This is a genomic window from Paenibacillus sp. FSL L8-0638 (genome assembly GCF_038593075.1).
Classification (GTDB): Bacteria; Bacillota; Bacilli; order Paenibacillales; family Paenibacillaceae; genus Paenibacillus; species Paenibacillus polymyxa_D.
In genome coordinates, this window is record NZ_CP151960.1 from 1,896,241 (window position 1) to 1,911,654 (window position 15,414).

The 15,414-nt window shown below is 46.0% G+C and carries 15 protein-coding genes; 10 read left to right on the forward strand and 5 right to left on the reverse strand.

What is annotated here, in order from left to right; genetic code table 11:
* The first annotated feature begins 18 nt into the window (after window positions 1-18).
* The 8 genes from hemH to MKY35_RS08680 all read left to right on the forward strand — a co-directional run bounded on the left by hemH (window position 19) and on the right by MKY35_RS08680 (window position 9,253).
* On the forward strand, window positions 19-960 hold the full coding sequence (gene hemH, locus MKY35_RS08645; protein WP_342446134.1) for a ferrochelatase: 942 nt from the start codon (window positions 19-21) through the stop codon (window positions 958-960).
* 7 nt (window positions 961-967) lie between these two features.
* The gene (hemG, locus tag MKY35_RS08650; RefSeq protein ID WP_342446135.1) at window positions 968-2,413 is read left to right on the forward strand and encodes a protoporphyrinogen oxidase; all 1,446 of its coding nucleotides are present in this window, start codon (window positions 968-970) and stop codon (window positions 2,411-2,413) included.
* 137 nt (window positions 2,414-2,550) lie between these two features.
* Window positions 2,551-4,032 (forward strand): CapA family protein, encoded by a 1,482-nt coding sequence (locus tag MKY35_RS08655; protein WP_342446136.1) that lies wholly within the window; start codon window positions 2,551-2,553, stop codon window positions 4,030-4,032.
* 82 nt (window positions 4,033-4,114) lie between these two features.
* Complete coding sequence (locus tag MKY35_RS08660; protein WP_342446137.1) at window positions 4,115-4,885, forward strand: glycerophosphodiester phosphodiesterase family protein; 771 nt, start codon at window positions 4,115-4,117, stop codon at window positions 4,883-4,885.
* A 38-nt stretch (window positions 4,886-4,923) separates the two neighbouring features.
* The gene (locus MKY35_RS08665) at window positions 4,924-5,547 is read left to right on the forward strand and encodes a fumarylacetoacetate hydrolase family protein (RefSeq protein WP_342446138.1); all 624 of its coding nucleotides are present in this window, start codon (window positions 4,924-4,926) and stop codon (window positions 5,545-5,547) included.
* Window positions 5,548-5,715: 168 nt separating this feature from the next.
* Window positions 5,716-6,522, forward strand: a complete 807-nt coding sequence (locus MKY35_RS08670) for a DUF92 domain-containing protein (RefSeq protein WP_342446139.1) — start codon at window positions 5,716-5,718, stop codon at window positions 6,520-6,522.
* Window positions 6,523-6,603: 81 nt separating this feature from the next.
* Entirely contained in the window at window positions 6,604-7,182 is a 579-nt protein-coding gene (locus tag MKY35_RS08675) for a TetR/AcrR family transcriptional regulator (protein WP_342446140.1), read from the forward strand.
* A gap of 121 nt (window positions 7,183-7,303) precedes the next feature.
* Complete coding sequence (locus tag MKY35_RS08680) at window positions 7,304-9,253, forward strand: ABC-F family ATP-binding cassette domain-containing protein (protein ID WP_342446141.1); 1,950 nt, start codon at window positions 7,304-7,306, stop codon at window positions 9,251-9,253.
* Between the two features lie 151 nt (window positions 9,254-9,404).
* Here the strand turns inward: MKY35_RS08680 and MKY35_RS08685 are convergent, their stop codons facing one another.
* The 5 genes from MKY35_RS08685 to MKY35_RS08705 all read right to left on the reverse strand — a co-directional run bounded on the left by MKY35_RS08685 (window position 9,405) and on the right by MKY35_RS08705 (window position 13,360).
* Window positions 9,405-10,442: a M42 family metallopeptidase gene (locus MKY35_RS08685; RefSeq protein ID WP_342446142.1), complete on the reverse strand. Its 1,038-nt coding sequence runs from the start codon at window positions 10,440-10,442 to the stop codon at window positions 9,405-9,407.
* A gap of 13 nt (window positions 10,443-10,455) precedes the next feature.
* The gene (locus MKY35_RS08690) at window positions 10,456-10,878 is read right to left on the reverse strand and encodes a lipopolysaccharide assembly protein LapA domain-containing protein (protein ID WP_340885009.1); all 423 of its coding nucleotides are present in this window, start codon (window positions 10,876-10,878) and stop codon (window positions 10,456-10,458) included.
* 56 nt (window positions 10,879-10,934) lie between these two features.
* Window positions 10,935-12,731, reverse strand: a complete 1,797-nt coding sequence (gene pepF, locus MKY35_RS08695) for an oligoendopeptidase F (protein WP_029516700.1) — start codon at window positions 12,729-12,731, stop codon at window positions 10,935-10,937.
* Window positions 12,732-12,930: 199 nt separating this feature from the next.
* Complete coding sequence (locus MKY35_RS08700) at window positions 12,931-13,119, reverse strand: hypothetical protein (RefSeq protein WP_029516701.1); 189 nt, start codon at window positions 13,117-13,119, stop codon at window positions 12,931-12,933.
* Window positions 13,120-13,126: 7 nt separating this feature from the next.
* Window positions 13,127-13,360 carry a hypothetical protein gene (locus MKY35_RS08705; RefSeq protein WP_013309704.1) on the reverse strand — a complete coding sequence of 78 codons (234 nt, stop codon included), beginning with the start codon at window positions 13,358-13,360 and terminating at the stop codon, window positions 13,127-13,129.
* 173 nt (window positions 13,361-13,533) lie between these two features.
* Between MKY35_RS08705 and MKY35_RS08710 the strand changes: the two genes are divergently transcribed.
* Together MKY35_RS08710 and MKY35_RS08715 are read left to right on the forward strand one after the other, a co-directional pair.
* On the forward strand, window positions 13,534-13,731 hold the full coding sequence (locus MKY35_RS08710) for a cold shock domain-containing protein (RefSeq protein WP_013309706.1): 198 nt from the start codon (window positions 13,534-13,536) through the stop codon (window positions 13,729-13,731).
* A gap of 208 nt (window positions 13,732-13,939) precedes the next feature.
* Window positions 13,940-15,358 (forward strand): MATE family efflux transporter, encoded by a 1,419-nt coding sequence (locus MKY35_RS08715; RefSeq protein ID WP_342446143.1) that lies wholly within the window; start codon window positions 13,940-13,942, stop codon window positions 15,356-15,358.
* Window positions 15,359-15,414 lie beyond the last annotated feature (56 nt).

Genomic DNA, 15,414 nt, shown 5'->3' on the forward strand with positions numbered 1-15,414 from the left:
TTAAGAGGTGATCTGCTAATGAAAACCAAAGTGGGTGTACTGGTTATGTCCTACGGAACGCCAGAGAGTCTGGATCAGGTGGAAGCCTACTATACACATATCCGTCGCGGTAATGCTCCCTCGCCGGGGCAGCTAAAGGAATTAAAGGATCGTTATGAAGCTATTGTGGGCGGTGTGTTTCCGCTGCGTCAGAATACGGATCGGCAGGTTCAAAACCTGCAGGAAACCCTAAATCGGGAAAATCGCAACCCGGACATTGAATTTGCCTGTTATCAGGGACTCAAACATGCGAAACCGTTTATTGAGGACGGTGTGGAAGCCATGGTGCAAGATGGCATTCGTGCAGCGGTGGGTGTCGTGCTGGCTCCGCATTATTCCGTTATGAGTGTAGGCACTTATATTAAGCGCGCACAGGCTAAGGCACAGGAACTGGATCTGGCCATATCATTTGTGGAGAGCTATTATCTTCATCCAAAGTTGATTAAGACGCTAACTGAGCGTGTGAACGCCAAGCTGGTGCTTTTTGAAGAAGCTGGAGCCAAGCGGGATGAGGTTCGTGTTCTATTTAGTGCGCACAGCTTGCCTGAGCGGATTTTGGCTATGGGTGATCCTTATGTAGAGCAATTAATGGCTACTTCGCAGGCTGTTGCGGACAAGGCGGGGATTACCAACTGGCAGTTTACGTGGCAAAGCGCCGGTCGTACAGCAGAACCATGGCTGGGGCCAGACATTTTGGATACCATGCACAGTCTTAAAGAGGAGCAAGTGGAGTATGTGCTGGCTGCACCAGTTGGCTTTGTTTCTGATCACTTAGAGGTGTTATACGATCTGGATATTGAAGCACAGACGTTGGCGAAGGAATTGGATATGCGTTTTCAGCGTATTGATTCACTCAACAGTGATCCACTGTATATGGAGACGCTTAGTGATGTCATCATAGACCAATGGAAAAAGGGATGAGGACATAATGGAGCAAAGGTTACGTAATATTGTAATTGTAGGCGGAGGCTTGACCGGGCTTAGCACTGCTTTTTATACACGAAAAATGTACAAAGAAGCTGGCTACACACCTCGAATTACGCTGGTGGAGAAAGCATCCGTGCTGGGCGGAAAAATTGAAACACTGCATAAAGATGGTTTTGTGATTGAAAAGGGGCCAGATTCCTTTCTGGCCCGTAAAACGGCCATGATAGACCTGGCAAAAGAGCTGGAGCTGGATCATGAACTGGTGAGCACGAATCCTGAGGCTAAAAAGACATACATTTTGCATGAAGGACAGCTTCATCCGATGCCACCTGGACTGGTGCTGGGGATTCCAACGGAGCTGAAACCCTTTTTGCGCAGCGGCTTGATCTCTTTAGGCGGGAAAATGCGGGCTATGATGGATTTTGTCATTCCGCCTCGCCGTGTACCGGGAGATGAGGCGTTGGGTGATTTTATTGAACGCCGACTGGGCAAAGAAGTGCTAGAAAATGTAACCGAGCCACTACTGGCAGGGATTTATGCTGCCAACATGAAGACACTAAGTTTGCAAGCGACCTTCCCACAATTTGCTGAGGTAGAGCAGCAATACGGAAGTCTCATTCACGGAATGATGACAGGTCGAAAACCAGCTGAAACACATACGGGTACGAAAAAAAGCGCCTTTTTGACCTTCCGTCAAGGCTTGCAAAGTTTGGTGCATGCGTTACTGAATGATTTGTATGACTGTGATTTACGCACCGGAATTGCTGTTACAGAATTCACAAAGACACCGGAAGGTGAAGGCAGCCCATATCGCGTTATGCTGGACAATGGAGAGATGCTGGAGGCGGATGATATTTTTGTAACGACTCCCAACTTTGCTGCTGCGCCGCTATTGCGAGATCATGTCAATGTGGCTGCACTGGAAGCTGTTAATTACGTCTCCGTAGCAAACGTGGTCCTAGCCTTCAATAAAACAGATATTGAGAACGTCTTTGACGGTTCTGGTTTTCTGGTTCCTCGTAAAGAAGGACGCAGCGTGACCGCTTGTACATGGACGTCTGCCAAGTGGCTTCATACCAGCCCGGATGATAAGGTGCTGTTGCGCTGTTATGTAGGGCGAGCAGGAGCTGAAGACACTGTAGAGTTGCCGGATGATGAGTTGATTGGACTGGTACGTAAGGATCTGAAAGAGATGATGGGAGTTACAGCGACTCCGCTGTTCACGGAAATTACACGTCTTCGCAATTCCATGCCGCAATATCCGGTAGGGCACCCGCAGGCTATAGCTGATTTGCGTGAAGAGTTACGCACTGAGATGCCGGGAGTGTATGTGTTGGGCGCTGGCTATGATGCAATTGGCTTACCGGATTGCATCCGTCAGGCTAAGGAATGGGCCTCCAATGCCGTCCAAACGACACAACAGGAAGCAGTCAAGGTACAGGTGTAAATGTTCGATAATGAACCCTTCGCGATCCAGGCGAGGGGTTCTATTTATATTGAAATTTGATATATAATGGAGAAGGTGTAAAGTTCGCCAGCTAATAAAGAAGTTATGCAAATGCAATAGCATAGAAGGAGTGAAGAATGTACCCTCCCAGATCACAGCGAAATGAAGGTCGCAAAAAAGCAAGAAAACCAAAAATAGGCAAGGCTTGGATCATTACAAATCTGGTCCTACTGCTTATGATTGTAGGTCTTTTCGGTTATTATTACATATTTGAACACGACAACAGTGGCTCTCTTGCGGAAAATGCCGGGTATTCGCAAACGGAGAAGAAAATCCAAACAGGATCTGCTAGTGAAGATCGGTCTACTCCCTCGGTCAGTGAAAATGTTACAGCCTTGTCAAATAAACAGCTGGATGAAGGCCCCCATGCAGAAAATAAATTTGCCGACGATGAAACAAAGCAATCTGCTGCTTCAGACACAAGCAATCGTCCCGCGACAACGTCTGACACAAATGCTCCCGAAGGCAGTTCCACAGGAGCAAAATTGTCCTCGGGGAAAGACGGGCAAGCACAGAACGATACGTCCAATAAAGATATATACGACGGTAATCCATCCACCGATAAGGGAGGAACGGAGGATATAAAGAAATCCAAAACAGACGGTGCAGACTCTCCGACAGTCACGCTTCACTTTGTAGGGGATGTGCAGTTTTCCGGTAAAGTTGAGCAGCGTTTGGAGCAGAATGGGTTTGATTTTCCGTATCAATATCTCGGAAACTTGTTTCATAAAGACGATCTGACGATTGCCAATCTGGAAACGCCCGTGACAACGAATGGTGTGGGTGCGTTAAATAAAACGTATGTGTATAAATCTTCGCCCAAAGCGTTAACTGCGTTGGCTGCGGCAGGGATAGACGCTGTCAATTTGGCCAACAATCACATTTTGGATCAGGGCACAGGCGGATTACTGGATACACTGAAATATCTGGATGAAAAGGGTATAGCCCATGCTGGAGCCGGACGTAATGCAAAAGAAGCATATGCACCGCATTATTTTGAACGTAAAGGGATCAAAATTGCCTTGTTGGGGACTACACGTGTTATGCCTGAAGCCAACTGGAATGCGGGCGCCAAACTGCCCGGTGTAGCAGGAGCCTATGATTCGACCGCTATCGTAAAGTCTATCCGTGAGGCACGAATGCAGGCCGATTTGGTGATTGTCATTACCCATTGGGGGAAGGAGCGCGCAACTGCACTTGAGCCCCATCAAACCGAGTTATCGCACGCTTTTATTGATGCTGGAGCTGATCTTGTCATTGGCGGTCATCCACATGTGCTTCAAGGGATGGAGCAATATAAAGGTAAATGGATCGCATACAGCACAGGCAATTTTATTTTTTCTAAATCAACGGTGCCAGCCACTTGGGATACAGCGATATTTCAGGCAACCTGTACCCGTAAAGGGGCTTGCGAGATGAAGCTGACTCCTTATCGGGCGGAGCTGGGTCAGCCGATCCCATTGAAGGATACGGAGGCCAGCAAAATTTTGCAGAGAGTGGCGGCACTGTCACCGGGAAATGTCTCGATTGGGACGGATGGTACAGTAAGTGCTCAATAGGAATTTCGAAAGAAATTGTTAATATAGGAATTTCCGGAATGATCGTATGAGGGACTCCTTTGTGGATGGAGGTCATAACAAGATGAATAATTTGTGTGTGGCTCACCGCGGTTTTTCGGGGATTGCTCCTGAGAACACGATGGCAGCCTTTCAGCTTGCGTTGGAGCAACCATTTGTACACTGGATTGAGCTGGATGTACAGCTGTCAAAGGACGGTGTTCCGGTGGTAATTCATGATTTTACGCTGGAGCGAACGACGAATGGTACAGGGAGAGTAAAGGATTCGGACTGGAAAGCATTGCAACAACTTGATGCTGGTAGCTGGAAAAGTGCAGAATACCGTGGAGAAATAATCCCCTCCCTCGCACAGGTACTGGATTTATGTCGTGGCCGCGTATCGCTCAATATTGAGCTTAAAACAGCGGGAGATATGTATCCAGGACTGGAGAAAGCCGTACTCCGTGAAATTGCGATGAGAGGGATGGAGGGAGAGGTGGTATTAACCTCTTTTGAGCGTGCTGCATTACGCCGGACTAAGGAACTGTGTCCTGAGATCCGTACCGGATTGATTATTGATGCGCGTCCAGATGACTTGGCAAAGCAACTGGAACAGCTACAATGCACTTTTTTATCTATAGGCTATCCGCGTTTGGATCGAAACTTGATGAAAGATCTCACTGGACGCGGTATTACTGTCATGGCGTGGACGGTGGATGACCGCCGTATAATGCGGAAATTGGCCTCATTGCATCCTGAATTGATGATTTGCACCAATTGGCCGGATCGCTGGGAACAGGTTTTTTTGCTTTCCAAGCATCGGATGTGGCACTATATACGTAAACTTATACGTTAATAATTGGACTACATACGCGGGAAGGGTGAAGGGTCGTAATGAACGTGGAAATTCGTAATGTTTACTGTGTTGGGCGCAATTATAAACTGCATGCGGAGGAGCTGGGTAATGAGGTTCCAGCAGAACCAATGATTTTTTTGAAGCCGTCTCATGCGGTTGTGCCGCTGGATGGCGCCACGCTGGATCTTCCGCAGGGGCAGGGAGATATTCATTTTGAGACTGAGCTGGTTGTAGCTGTAGGACGTAAATACGAACCGGGCATGTCCGCAGATACGTGTCTGAACGCATTTGCATTCGGCATCGATTTTACCCTGCGTGATGTACAAAGTGTTCTCAAGAAAAAAGGCCATCCATGGACCGCCGCCAAAGGTTTTAAATCGTCTGCTCCCGTGACACCATTCCTGCCTTTAGAACAATTGGACATGCTGGAGCAGCAGGATTTTTCCTTGCTCAAAAATGGACAGGAAGTGCAGCGTGGACATGTCAAAAATATGATTTTTTCTATCCAGCACATCGTTGAATATATAGCGACTCATTATGGACTGGGCGAGGGAGATATTATTTTTACAGGTACTCCAGCAGGAGTAGGGCCTACAGCAAGCGGGGATCGCTTTGAGCTTTTCTGGGGGAGTGAGCGTCAGGGAAGCTTCACCATCGCATAAATTTGTGAACGGAATCCACAGAAGAGGATTAAAAAAGGGAATGTTTTGAAGGCCGTGTCCTGTGCCAAAGCATGGGACACGGCTTTTATATAAGCGTGGAGCGTTGTACAATAATATACAGAACGAAAAAAGAAAAACGGAGATTCATTTCAAAAGCGGGGGTATATCATGGACTGGATCATCGGATTGCTTTGTGCTGCTGTGGTGGCGGGAGCTGCATTTTATAAAAAATCCTTAACCTTATCTGGCTTTGCTGCGGCTGTACTGATGGGAACCGTATATTATGGGGCGGGTAACCTGTTCTGGTTCGGCACATTGCTCTTGTTCTTTATCACGTCAACCCTCCTGTCGAGGTTCAAAAAGGAGCGCAAGGCTGAGCTGGAAAAATCGTATGCCAAAACCGGCAACCGGGATGCAGGCCAAGTATGGGCTAATGGGGGATTAGGTATGCTGTTATGCCTGGGTTATGCGATATGGCCCCATGTTACGTGGCAGCTGGGTTTTGTCGGTGTCATGGCTACGGTCACTTCCGATACGTGGGCAACGGAATTTGGCAGCCTGAGTCGTAAGCCACCCCGTTCGGTGCTTAACGGGAAGGTGCTGGCACCTGGAACCTCAGGAGGAGTATCTGTATTGGGAACGGCTGCGGCCTTGGCTGGGGGTGTACTGATTGGCATAGGTGCATGGGGCTTTGGACACGCAATAGGAACGCCGAGCTTGCCGTTATGGCTGTGGGCACTGGTTGGAGGTATATCCGGTAGCGCCGGAGCCTTTGCTGATTCCTATCTTGGTGCTACGGTGCAAATGATGCGTTCCTGCACGGTTTGTGGACGGGAAGTAGAAGTAGACTCACATTGTGGACAAACGACAGTCTATGTACGAGGCTGGCGTTGGATGAGTAATGATCGGGTGAATAGCATTAGTTCTATTTTCGGAGGATTGGTCGCTCTTGCAGGTATTTTTCTTATACTCTGAACACGGAGATGGGGATCGTTACAAGGGAGTAATTATTATAAGAATTGACGGTGTTTCAATCTTTGTATAAGGAGGTCTAAGATGGGCGATATACACGGAGATAAATATGAAGCCATTTTGGACGCCGCTTACACAGTCTTTGGCACCAAAGGCTTTTATGAAAGCAAAATTTCCGAGATTGCAGAACAAGCGGGAGTTGCCAAAGGCACAGTATACTTGTACTTTAAAAGCAAAGAGCAGCTATTTACAGCAGTCACACGTAGAGATTGCGAGCAATACCTAGCCGAAATGCAAGGCGCATTAATCAATCGTACTTTGGGAGAAGATCTGCTGCGGATGGCAAATTTGCATCTGCACTACTATTTCAAGCGCAAGCAGCATACGAAATTATTTTTTATGACCCCCAACAGTGACCCCGATCTAATGGAGTATATGCGGGGATTTATTCAGGACTATACTGATTTGGTCAAAAATAAACTGGCGTCAGAGGATGTACAGCAGTCCGAGTTTCATGCGAAGGCATTCATTGGTATGTTGGAGCGCCTAAAAATGGATATTTTATTAAATAAAGATTTCCGAGAATGTGACGTGGATCAGACGGCTGAACTAGCAGCGAACTTATTTATGCATGGCTGTAAAGCCGGAATACAAAAATCCTGACATCTTATTGCTAAGAAACCGTACTGAATTCGTTCAGATAACGGTTTTTTTAATCATTGGCTGTGTCTGTGTTAAAATAAACAGGATGCATCACAAAATTGGGGAAGAGTAGGGAATCCGTATGAATATTATGACCGTTGAACATATAACGAAAAGCTATGGCGAGAAAATGTTGTTTGAGGATGCTTCCTTTGGTATGGATGAACGTGACAAAATAGGGGTCGTTGGTGTAAATGGCACCGGTAAATCAACATTTTTACGCGTGATTTCCGGTTTAGAGCCGCCGGATGATGGCAATATTGCAGTGAACAACGATGTGCGAATTCAGTATCTAGCACAAAATCCGGAGTTTGATCCTGAAATGAAGGTACTCCAGCATATTTTTCATGGCAGTCAGCCTGAGATGAAAGCGGTCCGTGAATACACAGAAACCATGGAGTTGTTGGAATTAAATCCGGGTAGCGAGGAGCTTCAAAAACGTCTATTGCGAGCAAGTCAGCAAATGGATACGTTCCAGGCATGGCAGCTGGAGAGTGAGGCCAAAAATATACTTACCCGACTGGGGATCACCCAGTTTGAGTCTCGTATGGGCGTTCTATCCGGTGGGCAGCGTAAGCGGGTGGCTTTGGCGGCGGCTTTGATCCAACCCTGCGAGCTGCTCATTCTGGACGAGCCTACAAACCATATTGATAATGAGTCCGTTGAATGGTTGGAGCAATATTTGCAAAAAAGACGTGGTGCGTTGTTAATGATCACGCATGATCGCTATTTTCTGGATAGAGTTGCAAATGTCATGCTGGAGCTGGATCATGGTCGCCTTTTCCGTTATGAGGCTAACTATACCCGTTTTCTGGAGCTGAAGGCAGAACGCGAGGAGCGGGAAGCGTCTACGGAACAAAAAAGGAAGAACCTGCTGCGTAATGAGCTGGCTTGGATTCGCCGTGGAGCAAAGGCTCGTTCCACCAAGCAGAAAGCGCGTATTGACCGATATGAGCAGCTTAGGGATCAGCAACCGGAAGCTCGTTCTGGATCTGTAGATATGTCCGTCGCCTCCACACGTCTGGGTAAAAAAATATTGGAGATCGAGCATCTGTCCAAATCGGTAGATTCCCGTAAGCTGATACAGGATTTAAGCTATATTGCGGTTCCTGGTGATCGTGTTGGTATCCTAGGTCCTAACGGTAGTGGGAAATCCACTTTGCTCCAAATGATTGCCCAGCATATAGAACCGGATTCCGGCAACGTTGTGCTGGGACCGACGGTGAAGCTTGGCTATTTTACTCAGGAACATCAGGAAATGAACGAATCTTTACGTGTTATTGAATATATTAAGGAAGAAGCCGAAGTGATTCGTACAGCAGACGGTTCGACGATTACAGCTGCACAAATGCTGGAGCGTTTTCTGTTCGCACCAAGCGCGCAATGGACGGTTATTTCCAGGCTGTCCGGGGGTGAAAAACGGCGCTTGTATCTGCTTCGTGTTCTGATGTCGGCACCGAATGTGCTATTGCTGGATGAACCAACAAATGATCTGGATATTCAAACCCTTTCCGTTTTGGAAGACTATCTGGATGAATTCCCGGGCGTGGTGTTTATTGTTTCTCATGATCGCTATTTCCTGGATCGAACAGTGGACAAAATACTGGCGTTTGAAGGGGATGGACAGGTACGTGTACATGTAGGCGACTATAGCGAGTATGCAGAATGGATTAGTAAAAATGCTCAATCTTCTGTGAATATGTCTGTCTCGACGAGTACGGTTTCCTCGAATCGCTCTTCCACGCCTAAGTCTACGGGTCCTTCCGATTCAGTCAAGGAGACAAGTAAAACCAAGCTTAAATTCACCTTTAAGGAACAGCGGGAATATGAGCAAATTGATGAGCTGATTGAACAAGCCGAACAGAAGTTGGCCGACATTCAGCGTCAGATGGAAGAGTCTTTCAGTGATTCAGCACGACTACAGGAGCTCATGGCTGAGCAAGCGAAGGCAGAACAGCATTTGGAGCACCAAATGGAACGCTGGACCTACCTGAATGAGCTGGCCGAGCAGATTGAACAAAGTAAATCTTAAGCAATAATAAAGCCACATTAATAGCATTCTGCCAGAGCTATTTCTTCATGTTGCTCAGACTAAAAAAGCAAGTATCCGAAAAACCGGAAGACTTGCTTTTTTATTTACTGATCTATTCGACGATGTAACAGGCTGATTATCGTTATTCGAATTAAACTGTCACATAAGCTGCAAGCAGATGGGCAGTGTTCACCACGGCCTGCTTGTGCGTGCGCTCCATTGCATGGGAGGCGTGTACACCAGGGCCGATCAACGCAGCACGGATGTTATTACCTGCTCGTAGTGCAGCCGAAGCGTCCGAACCGTAGTGTGGATAAATATCTACTGCATACGGAATATTCAGCTCTTTGGCCAGCTCAATTAGACGAGTCGTCATAGTATAGTCGTAAGGCCCGGAAGAATCTTTAGCACAGATAGAAACATCCGTTTCCTTGCAGCTCAGATCTTCACCCATACAGCCCATATCGACAGCTATCATCTCACTGATTCCTTCAGGTATGTAAGCCGCTCCGTGCCCCACTTCCTCATAGTTGGAAATGAGCAATTTAACGGTATGTCGAGGCTTCCAGTTTCCATGTACAGCAGATTCCAGTAAACCAAACAGTGCAGCTACACTAGCTTTATCATCCAGATGGCGTGACTTGATAAATCCACTGGGTGTTACGACTGGACGCGCATCGAACGAAATAAAATCGCCCACTGCAATACCGAGCTGAAGCACGTCTTCTTTTGACTCGACAAGCTCATCAATGCGTACCTCCATATGGCTCTCCTTGCGCTCAAAGCTCCGTGCATCATCATAGACGTGCACAGATGGATGGCTGGACAGAATAGTGCCTGTATACGTTTGTCCGCTTCTGGTATGAATAAGGCAGTATTCGTTCTCAATGCTGTTCATCATGAAGCCGCCGACGGATGTCAGACGTAGGGTGCCTTGTGCTGTAATGGAACGCACCATTGCGCCCAATGTATCCACATGTGCGCTCAGCGCCACCGTATGGTCCGTTTCCTGACCTTCCAGAGTCAAGATGGCACCGCCTTTTGCATTCCATTCGATTTGTACCCCGAGGCTTTCCGCTTCTTGACGAATCAGCTCCATCACATGGTGTGTATATCCACTGGGACTGGGTGTGTTCAGTAGCTGATTTAAAAAGTTCATCATATAATTCTCATTTAATTGAATCGTCATTTGTTGCTCCTCCTCATTTGGACAACCGATCAGAGTTAGAGGACGGTTGCTCTATATCTTGGTCGGATGTAGACCCTGTGCTGGAAGAACCAGTCGTGTCATAGGTCACATCCGCGTTTGCTTCTACCGTGGATGTGTGCTCTTCTTGTAGTGTATGAAGCTGAATCGTCAGACGTTTAATCTCCCTCTGAAGCCTATATTGGCGGAAAATACCGAAAGAACCGACAATAAGTCCACCTAGAAGAGTGCAACCGAGAATAAGCAGAATCAAAGGAATGCTGACCATACTGAATAGAAGGTTCACTTGAACCGAATTCACATTAATAACAGCAAATACAGCTGTTAACAAAGCAATAACAAGAGCTGCGATCAAAGACCATTGTGTTTTCAAAATGCCACCTCCTCCCGTTACATTATAAAATCCCTTGCCCGCCATGGACAAGGGATTTATCCGTGCATCATTTCAATGCTGGATTTTAAGTGCGCACGGTTTTACTTTCCTTCAGTTAGCTTTTCCATTTCTGTAATGACTTCTTCGAATACGCTCATCGCTTCACGAATCGGCTGCGGAGAGGACATGTCAACGCCAGCTTTTTTCAAAATATTGATTGAATAATCACTGCCACCACTCTTCAAGAAGCCCAAGTAACGGTCAACGGCTGGCTGGCCTTCTTCCAGAATCTGTTTCGAGAAACTGGTTGCTGCCGAGAAGCCAGTAGCATATTTGTAGACATAAAAACTGTTATAAAAATGGGGGATTCGTGCCCATTCCATTTCAATGTCTTTATCTACTTTCATGCCAGGTCCGTGATATTTCACATTCAGATCATAGTAAATCTCTGATAAAAGCTGCGGTGTAAGGGATTCCCCCTGTTCAGCGCGTTCATGTACAATTTTCTCAAATTCCGCAAACATGGTTTGACGGAATACCGTTGTTCGGAATTGATCTGCATAGTAGGTGAGAAGGTACATCTTCTCTTTCGGATCGGTTGATTTGTTCAGCAGGTAGTCCATTAGCAACGCTTCATTGGTTGTGGATGCCACTTCAGCCAGGAAAATGGTGTACTGTGCATCTCTATACTTCAATGCGTTGTCTGAATAGTACGAATGCAACGCATGCCCCATTTCATGAGCAAGTGTGAACATGCTGTTCAGGTTATTTTTATGATTCAGCAGCACATAGGGGTGGGTACCATAAGCTCCCCAACTGTATGCACCCGTACGTTTGTTTTCATTCTCGTATACGTCGATCCAGCGCTCATCATAGCCTTTTTGCAACGAAGCCAGATAGTCCGCGCCCAGTGGCTTAAGGCCTTCCTTTGTTTGCTTTTTGGCGTCTTCATACGTAATGTCCATCTTGTATTCGTCCACAAGCGGAGCGAACAAATCATACATATGGAGCTCATCCACACCTAACAACTTTTTGCGCAGCTTCATGTAACGATGGAGCAGGGGCAAGCTTTCATGAATGGTGTCAATGAGATTCGTATATACTTCCTTCGGAATATTGTCACCGTACAGTGACATTTCCAGTACAGAAGGGTATTTGCGAACACGAGAATAAAAAATATTTTTGTTCACATTGGCACTTAGTGTAGAAGCAATTGTATTTTTATTTTTGGCATACGTGTCATACACCGCTTTAAAAGCACGTTCGCGTACTTCGCGGTGCGGACTTTCGAGGAATTGAATGTAGCTGCCATGAGTCAGCTCAACCTCTTTGCCGTTCTCATCCTTAATTTTTGGAAACTTCAGATCAGCATTGTTGAGCATGCCGAAAATCGTTTGCGGGGCTTGAGCCAGATTGCCAACCTGAGCGAGCAGCGCTTCTTCTGTCTTGCCCAAAATATGTGCTTTTTCCCGCTTCATTTCTTGAAGGGTGAACCGATAATCTGCAAGCTTCGGATCTTCAATGAAGGCATCGAGCTGATGATCTGGCAGTGCCAAAATTTCAGGTGTCACAAAAGAAAGAGACTCGCTAACCTCAACGCCTAATTTTTTGGCTTTTTGCGAAAGACCCTGGTATGTAGGTTCAGCTGTATCCTCATCATGATGCAGATGTGCGTACACATATACACGCTCGGTTTTGAGCGACAATTCATCTTCCAATTTAAAGCAGTTGCCAATCGATTCTGCTGAATTGAGCTTGCCTTGGAATTGTTCAGCCTTTTTGGCTAGTTGTTTGACTTCTTCGTATTCTTGATCCCATGCTTTGCGGTTGGGAAACAAATCTTCCAGTTTCCATGTATTTTCCACTGGCGCATCAGCGCGTTTTACAATTTCACTCATGGAGAGCCTCCTCTGATCGAACGTAATGTGGGGTAGGGCTGCAGCAGTAAGGGACGGATGCCAAAACGAAGAAACCGCCACACTTACCGTAAGCAGCAGGGCAAGAGGTTTTACAGGATGCATGTAACGGCAGATCCTCCTTATACCATGGCTTGTTATGCCATAGTATGACCTCTTACGCCCGAAAGTATAATTTTCCTTACTGTGGGTTGGAACCTATATTTAATAAGCTGTATACAATGAGATAAAAGGCAAAGCAAACCATGATTACAGCAGTGAGGGCCATCCACTTTTTGAGAGGAGTCGGTATCGTATCACGCTTCATGATCAGCACTCCGCCCAGCGTGAAGGCCAGAATAATGAAGATGAGATAGCTGTTGGACACCATGAATAGGCTAGACCTGTTTGAAAGCGTTCATGATCCGCTGCCATTCTTCCTCATTATCTTGAAAGGACTGCTTGGGAAACCGATTTTGAGCCCAATGCATCAGCGCCGGACGGCTTAAAAACGTGTGGGCTTCCTCGCCCCAATCATCGGATATTTCCCGTAGAACGATGTAACGGCCCTGCACCTCGACAGTCATCATGTTCCAATTGTCTTTTTTGTATATTTCGTGTTTTTTCATCATATGCATGTCTCCGATTTTATAGATGTTTTGGTTCATGATACCGCAGTTTCTGCCGCAAAAGCAAATCATTCCAGCCCAAAAAACCCGGAAAAACATCAATTGCATTGTGAAAAAGCATGAAGTATAATATGGATATTCGCCATAGATGGCGGTATTTTTAGGAGGTTGTTCACTTGAAAGGTACAGTTAAATGGTTTAACGCAGAAAAAGGTTATGGCTTCATTCAAATGGATGGTGGCGAGGACGTATTCGTACATTTCTCCGCAATCCAAGGCGACGGCTTTAAAACTTTGGAAGAAGGTCAAGCGGTTGAATTCGAAATTACTGAAGGTAACCGTGGACCCCAAGCAGCTAACGTAATCAAACTGTAAGTGTAACTGAATTGTAAGAATGGTTCCGTTTCTACGGATGTCTTATATATTACGGTTAAACTATGAATTGAGAGCGCAGTTCCTTTATTTTAAGGGACTGCGCTTTTTTGCGTAAATACGTTTATGATATGAGAAGATTGAGCGGGGATAGGGTATTATACGTAATAAAACTAGGCAGAAGACATTATAGATTGAAGGAGTTGAGAAAATGAGTGCAGCAGAGGCTAGTCGTAAGCCTTCCTTGATTGAAGGTCCTATTGCTAAAACGCTGTTTATGTTCTCTTTGCCGATGCTGTTCGGCAATATTCTGCAGTCCCTGAATGGAACGATTAATTCGATCTGGGTTGGAAAATTTCTGGGAGAGGCCGCCTTGACTGCCGCTTCCAACGGAAATATTATAATGTTTTTTCTTATCAGTTCCATTTTTGGTGTCACTATGGCTGCCACTATTATGATTGGACAAAATATCGGAGCAGGAGACGTAGCTGAAACCAAGCGTGTAGTAGGTACAAGTGCAGTCTTTTTTCTGGTGCTCGCTTTTGCTATAGGTATTATCGGATTTTTGAGTGCGCCTTGGATACTTCATGTACTCAATACCCCTGCTGAATCGGTAGATATGGCGATCACGTATACGCGTATTATTTTCGCAGGCATGCCCTTTTTGTACGGCTATAATTACATCATGACTGTAATGAGAGGGGCTGGAGATTCCAAAACACCATTTTATTTTCTGATCGTTTCCGTCGTACTGGATGTACTACTCAACCCGCTGTTCATATTCGGATGGGGACCGATTCCTGCTATGGGCATTGGAGGTTCCGCTACTGCTACCCTGATTGCTCAAGGGATCAGCTTTGTGTTGATTCTCATTTATCTATATCGTGTAAAATATTTTTTGCGCATTACATCTTCAGAGCTTCACTTACTTAGATTTGATTGGAAGATTATTTGGACCCTAATCCGTAAGGGAGTGCCGATGGGGTTGCAAATGATTGCTGTCTCTACCAGCGCGATTGCTTTAATGAATCTGATTAACGGCTACGGGACAGTTGCAGCTGCAGCTTATACAGCAGCCAATAATTTGTCCAGCTATGTACAGATGCCGGCGATGGCGTTAGGTGCAGCTGTATCTTCCTTTGCCGCTCAAAATATCGGAGCCGGACGTTGGGATCGAGTGCGCACGACAACCTGGATTGGGATTGTGTATAATTTTGTATTGACTGGTGGAGCTGTGGTATTAATTTACGTGTTTAACCGTCAGGCCTTGCTCATGTTTCTTCCTTCTACGGGGGGTGCATTGGAATTGGGAATGCGGATTAATATGATCACCTTGTGGTCTTTTGTTATATTCGGTGTTACCAATGTCATTACAGGGGTTGTTCGATCAACGGGTTCCGTAATGATACCGCTTTTAATTACCATTATTTCATTATGGGGCATTCGTATACCTTTGGCCTATGCATTTGTTGATGAGTATGGTCTAGATGCTGTATGGTGGAGCTTTCCTGTTGGTTTTGCTATCTCTGCCGTAGCAGTCATTTTCTATTATGCTTTCGGGAAATGGAAGCAGGCAAGTATGGGAGAGGGAATCCAAGGCGTGAAGCCAGCAGAGGACAAGGATAGGTAGGCCCTTTATACTATTTTCGACTAATAAAACATTACAGGTATAAAGTCTTTTTATGA

Coding starts and splice junctions, on each gene's coding strand:
- MKY35_RS08680 (WP_342446141.1), top strand. CDS start 7,304: ATGAATATTATGACCGTTGAACATATAACGAAAAGCTATGGCGAGAAA.
- MKY35_RS08705 (WP_013309704.1), bottom strand. CDS start 13,360: ATGATGAAAAAACACGAAATATACAAAAAAGACAATTGGAACATGATG.
- MKY35_RS08715 (WP_342446143.1), top strand. CDS start 13,940: ATGAGTGCAGCAGAGGCTAGTCGTAAGCCTTCCTTGATTGAAGGTCCT.
- hemG (WP_342446135.1), top strand. CDS start 968: ATGGAGCAAAGGTTACGTAATATTGTAATTGTAGGCGGAGGCTTGACC.
- MKY35_RS08660 (WP_342446137.1), top strand. CDS start 4,115: ATGAATAATTTGTGTGTGGCTCACCGCGGTTTTTCGGGGATTGCTCCT.
- hemH (WP_342446134.1), top strand. CDS start 19: ATGAAAACCAAAGTGGGTGTACTGGTTATGTCCTACGGAACGCCAGAG.
- MKY35_RS08690 (WP_340885009.1), bottom strand. CDS start 10,878: ATGGCGGGCAAGGGATTTTATAATGTAACGGGAGGAGGTGGCATTTTG.
- MKY35_RS08655 (WP_342446136.1), top strand. CDS start 2,551: ATGTACCCTCCCAGATCACAGCGAAATGAAGGTCGCAAAAAAGCAAGA.
- MKY35_RS08670 (WP_342446139.1), top strand. CDS start 5,716: ATGGACTGGATCATCGGATTGCTTTGTGCTGCTGTGGTGGCGGGAGCT.
- MKY35_RS08665 (WP_342446138.1), top strand. CDS start 4,924: ATGAACGTGGAAATTCGTAATGTTTACTGTGTTGGGCGCAATTATAAA.
- pepF (WP_029516700.1), bottom strand. CDS start 12,731: ATGAGTGAAATTGTAAAACGCGCTGATGCGCCAGTGGAAAATACATGG.
- MKY35_RS08675 (WP_342446140.1), top strand. CDS start 6,604: ATGGGCGATATACACGGAGATAAATATGAAGCCATTTTGGACGCCGCT.
- MKY35_RS08700 (WP_029516701.1), bottom strand. CDS start 13,119: ATGGTGTCCAACAGCTATCTCATCTTCATTATTCTGGCCTTCACGCTG.
- MKY35_RS08685 (WP_342446142.1), bottom strand. CDS start 10,442: ATGACGATTCAATTAAATGAGAATTATATGATGAACTTTTTAAATCAG.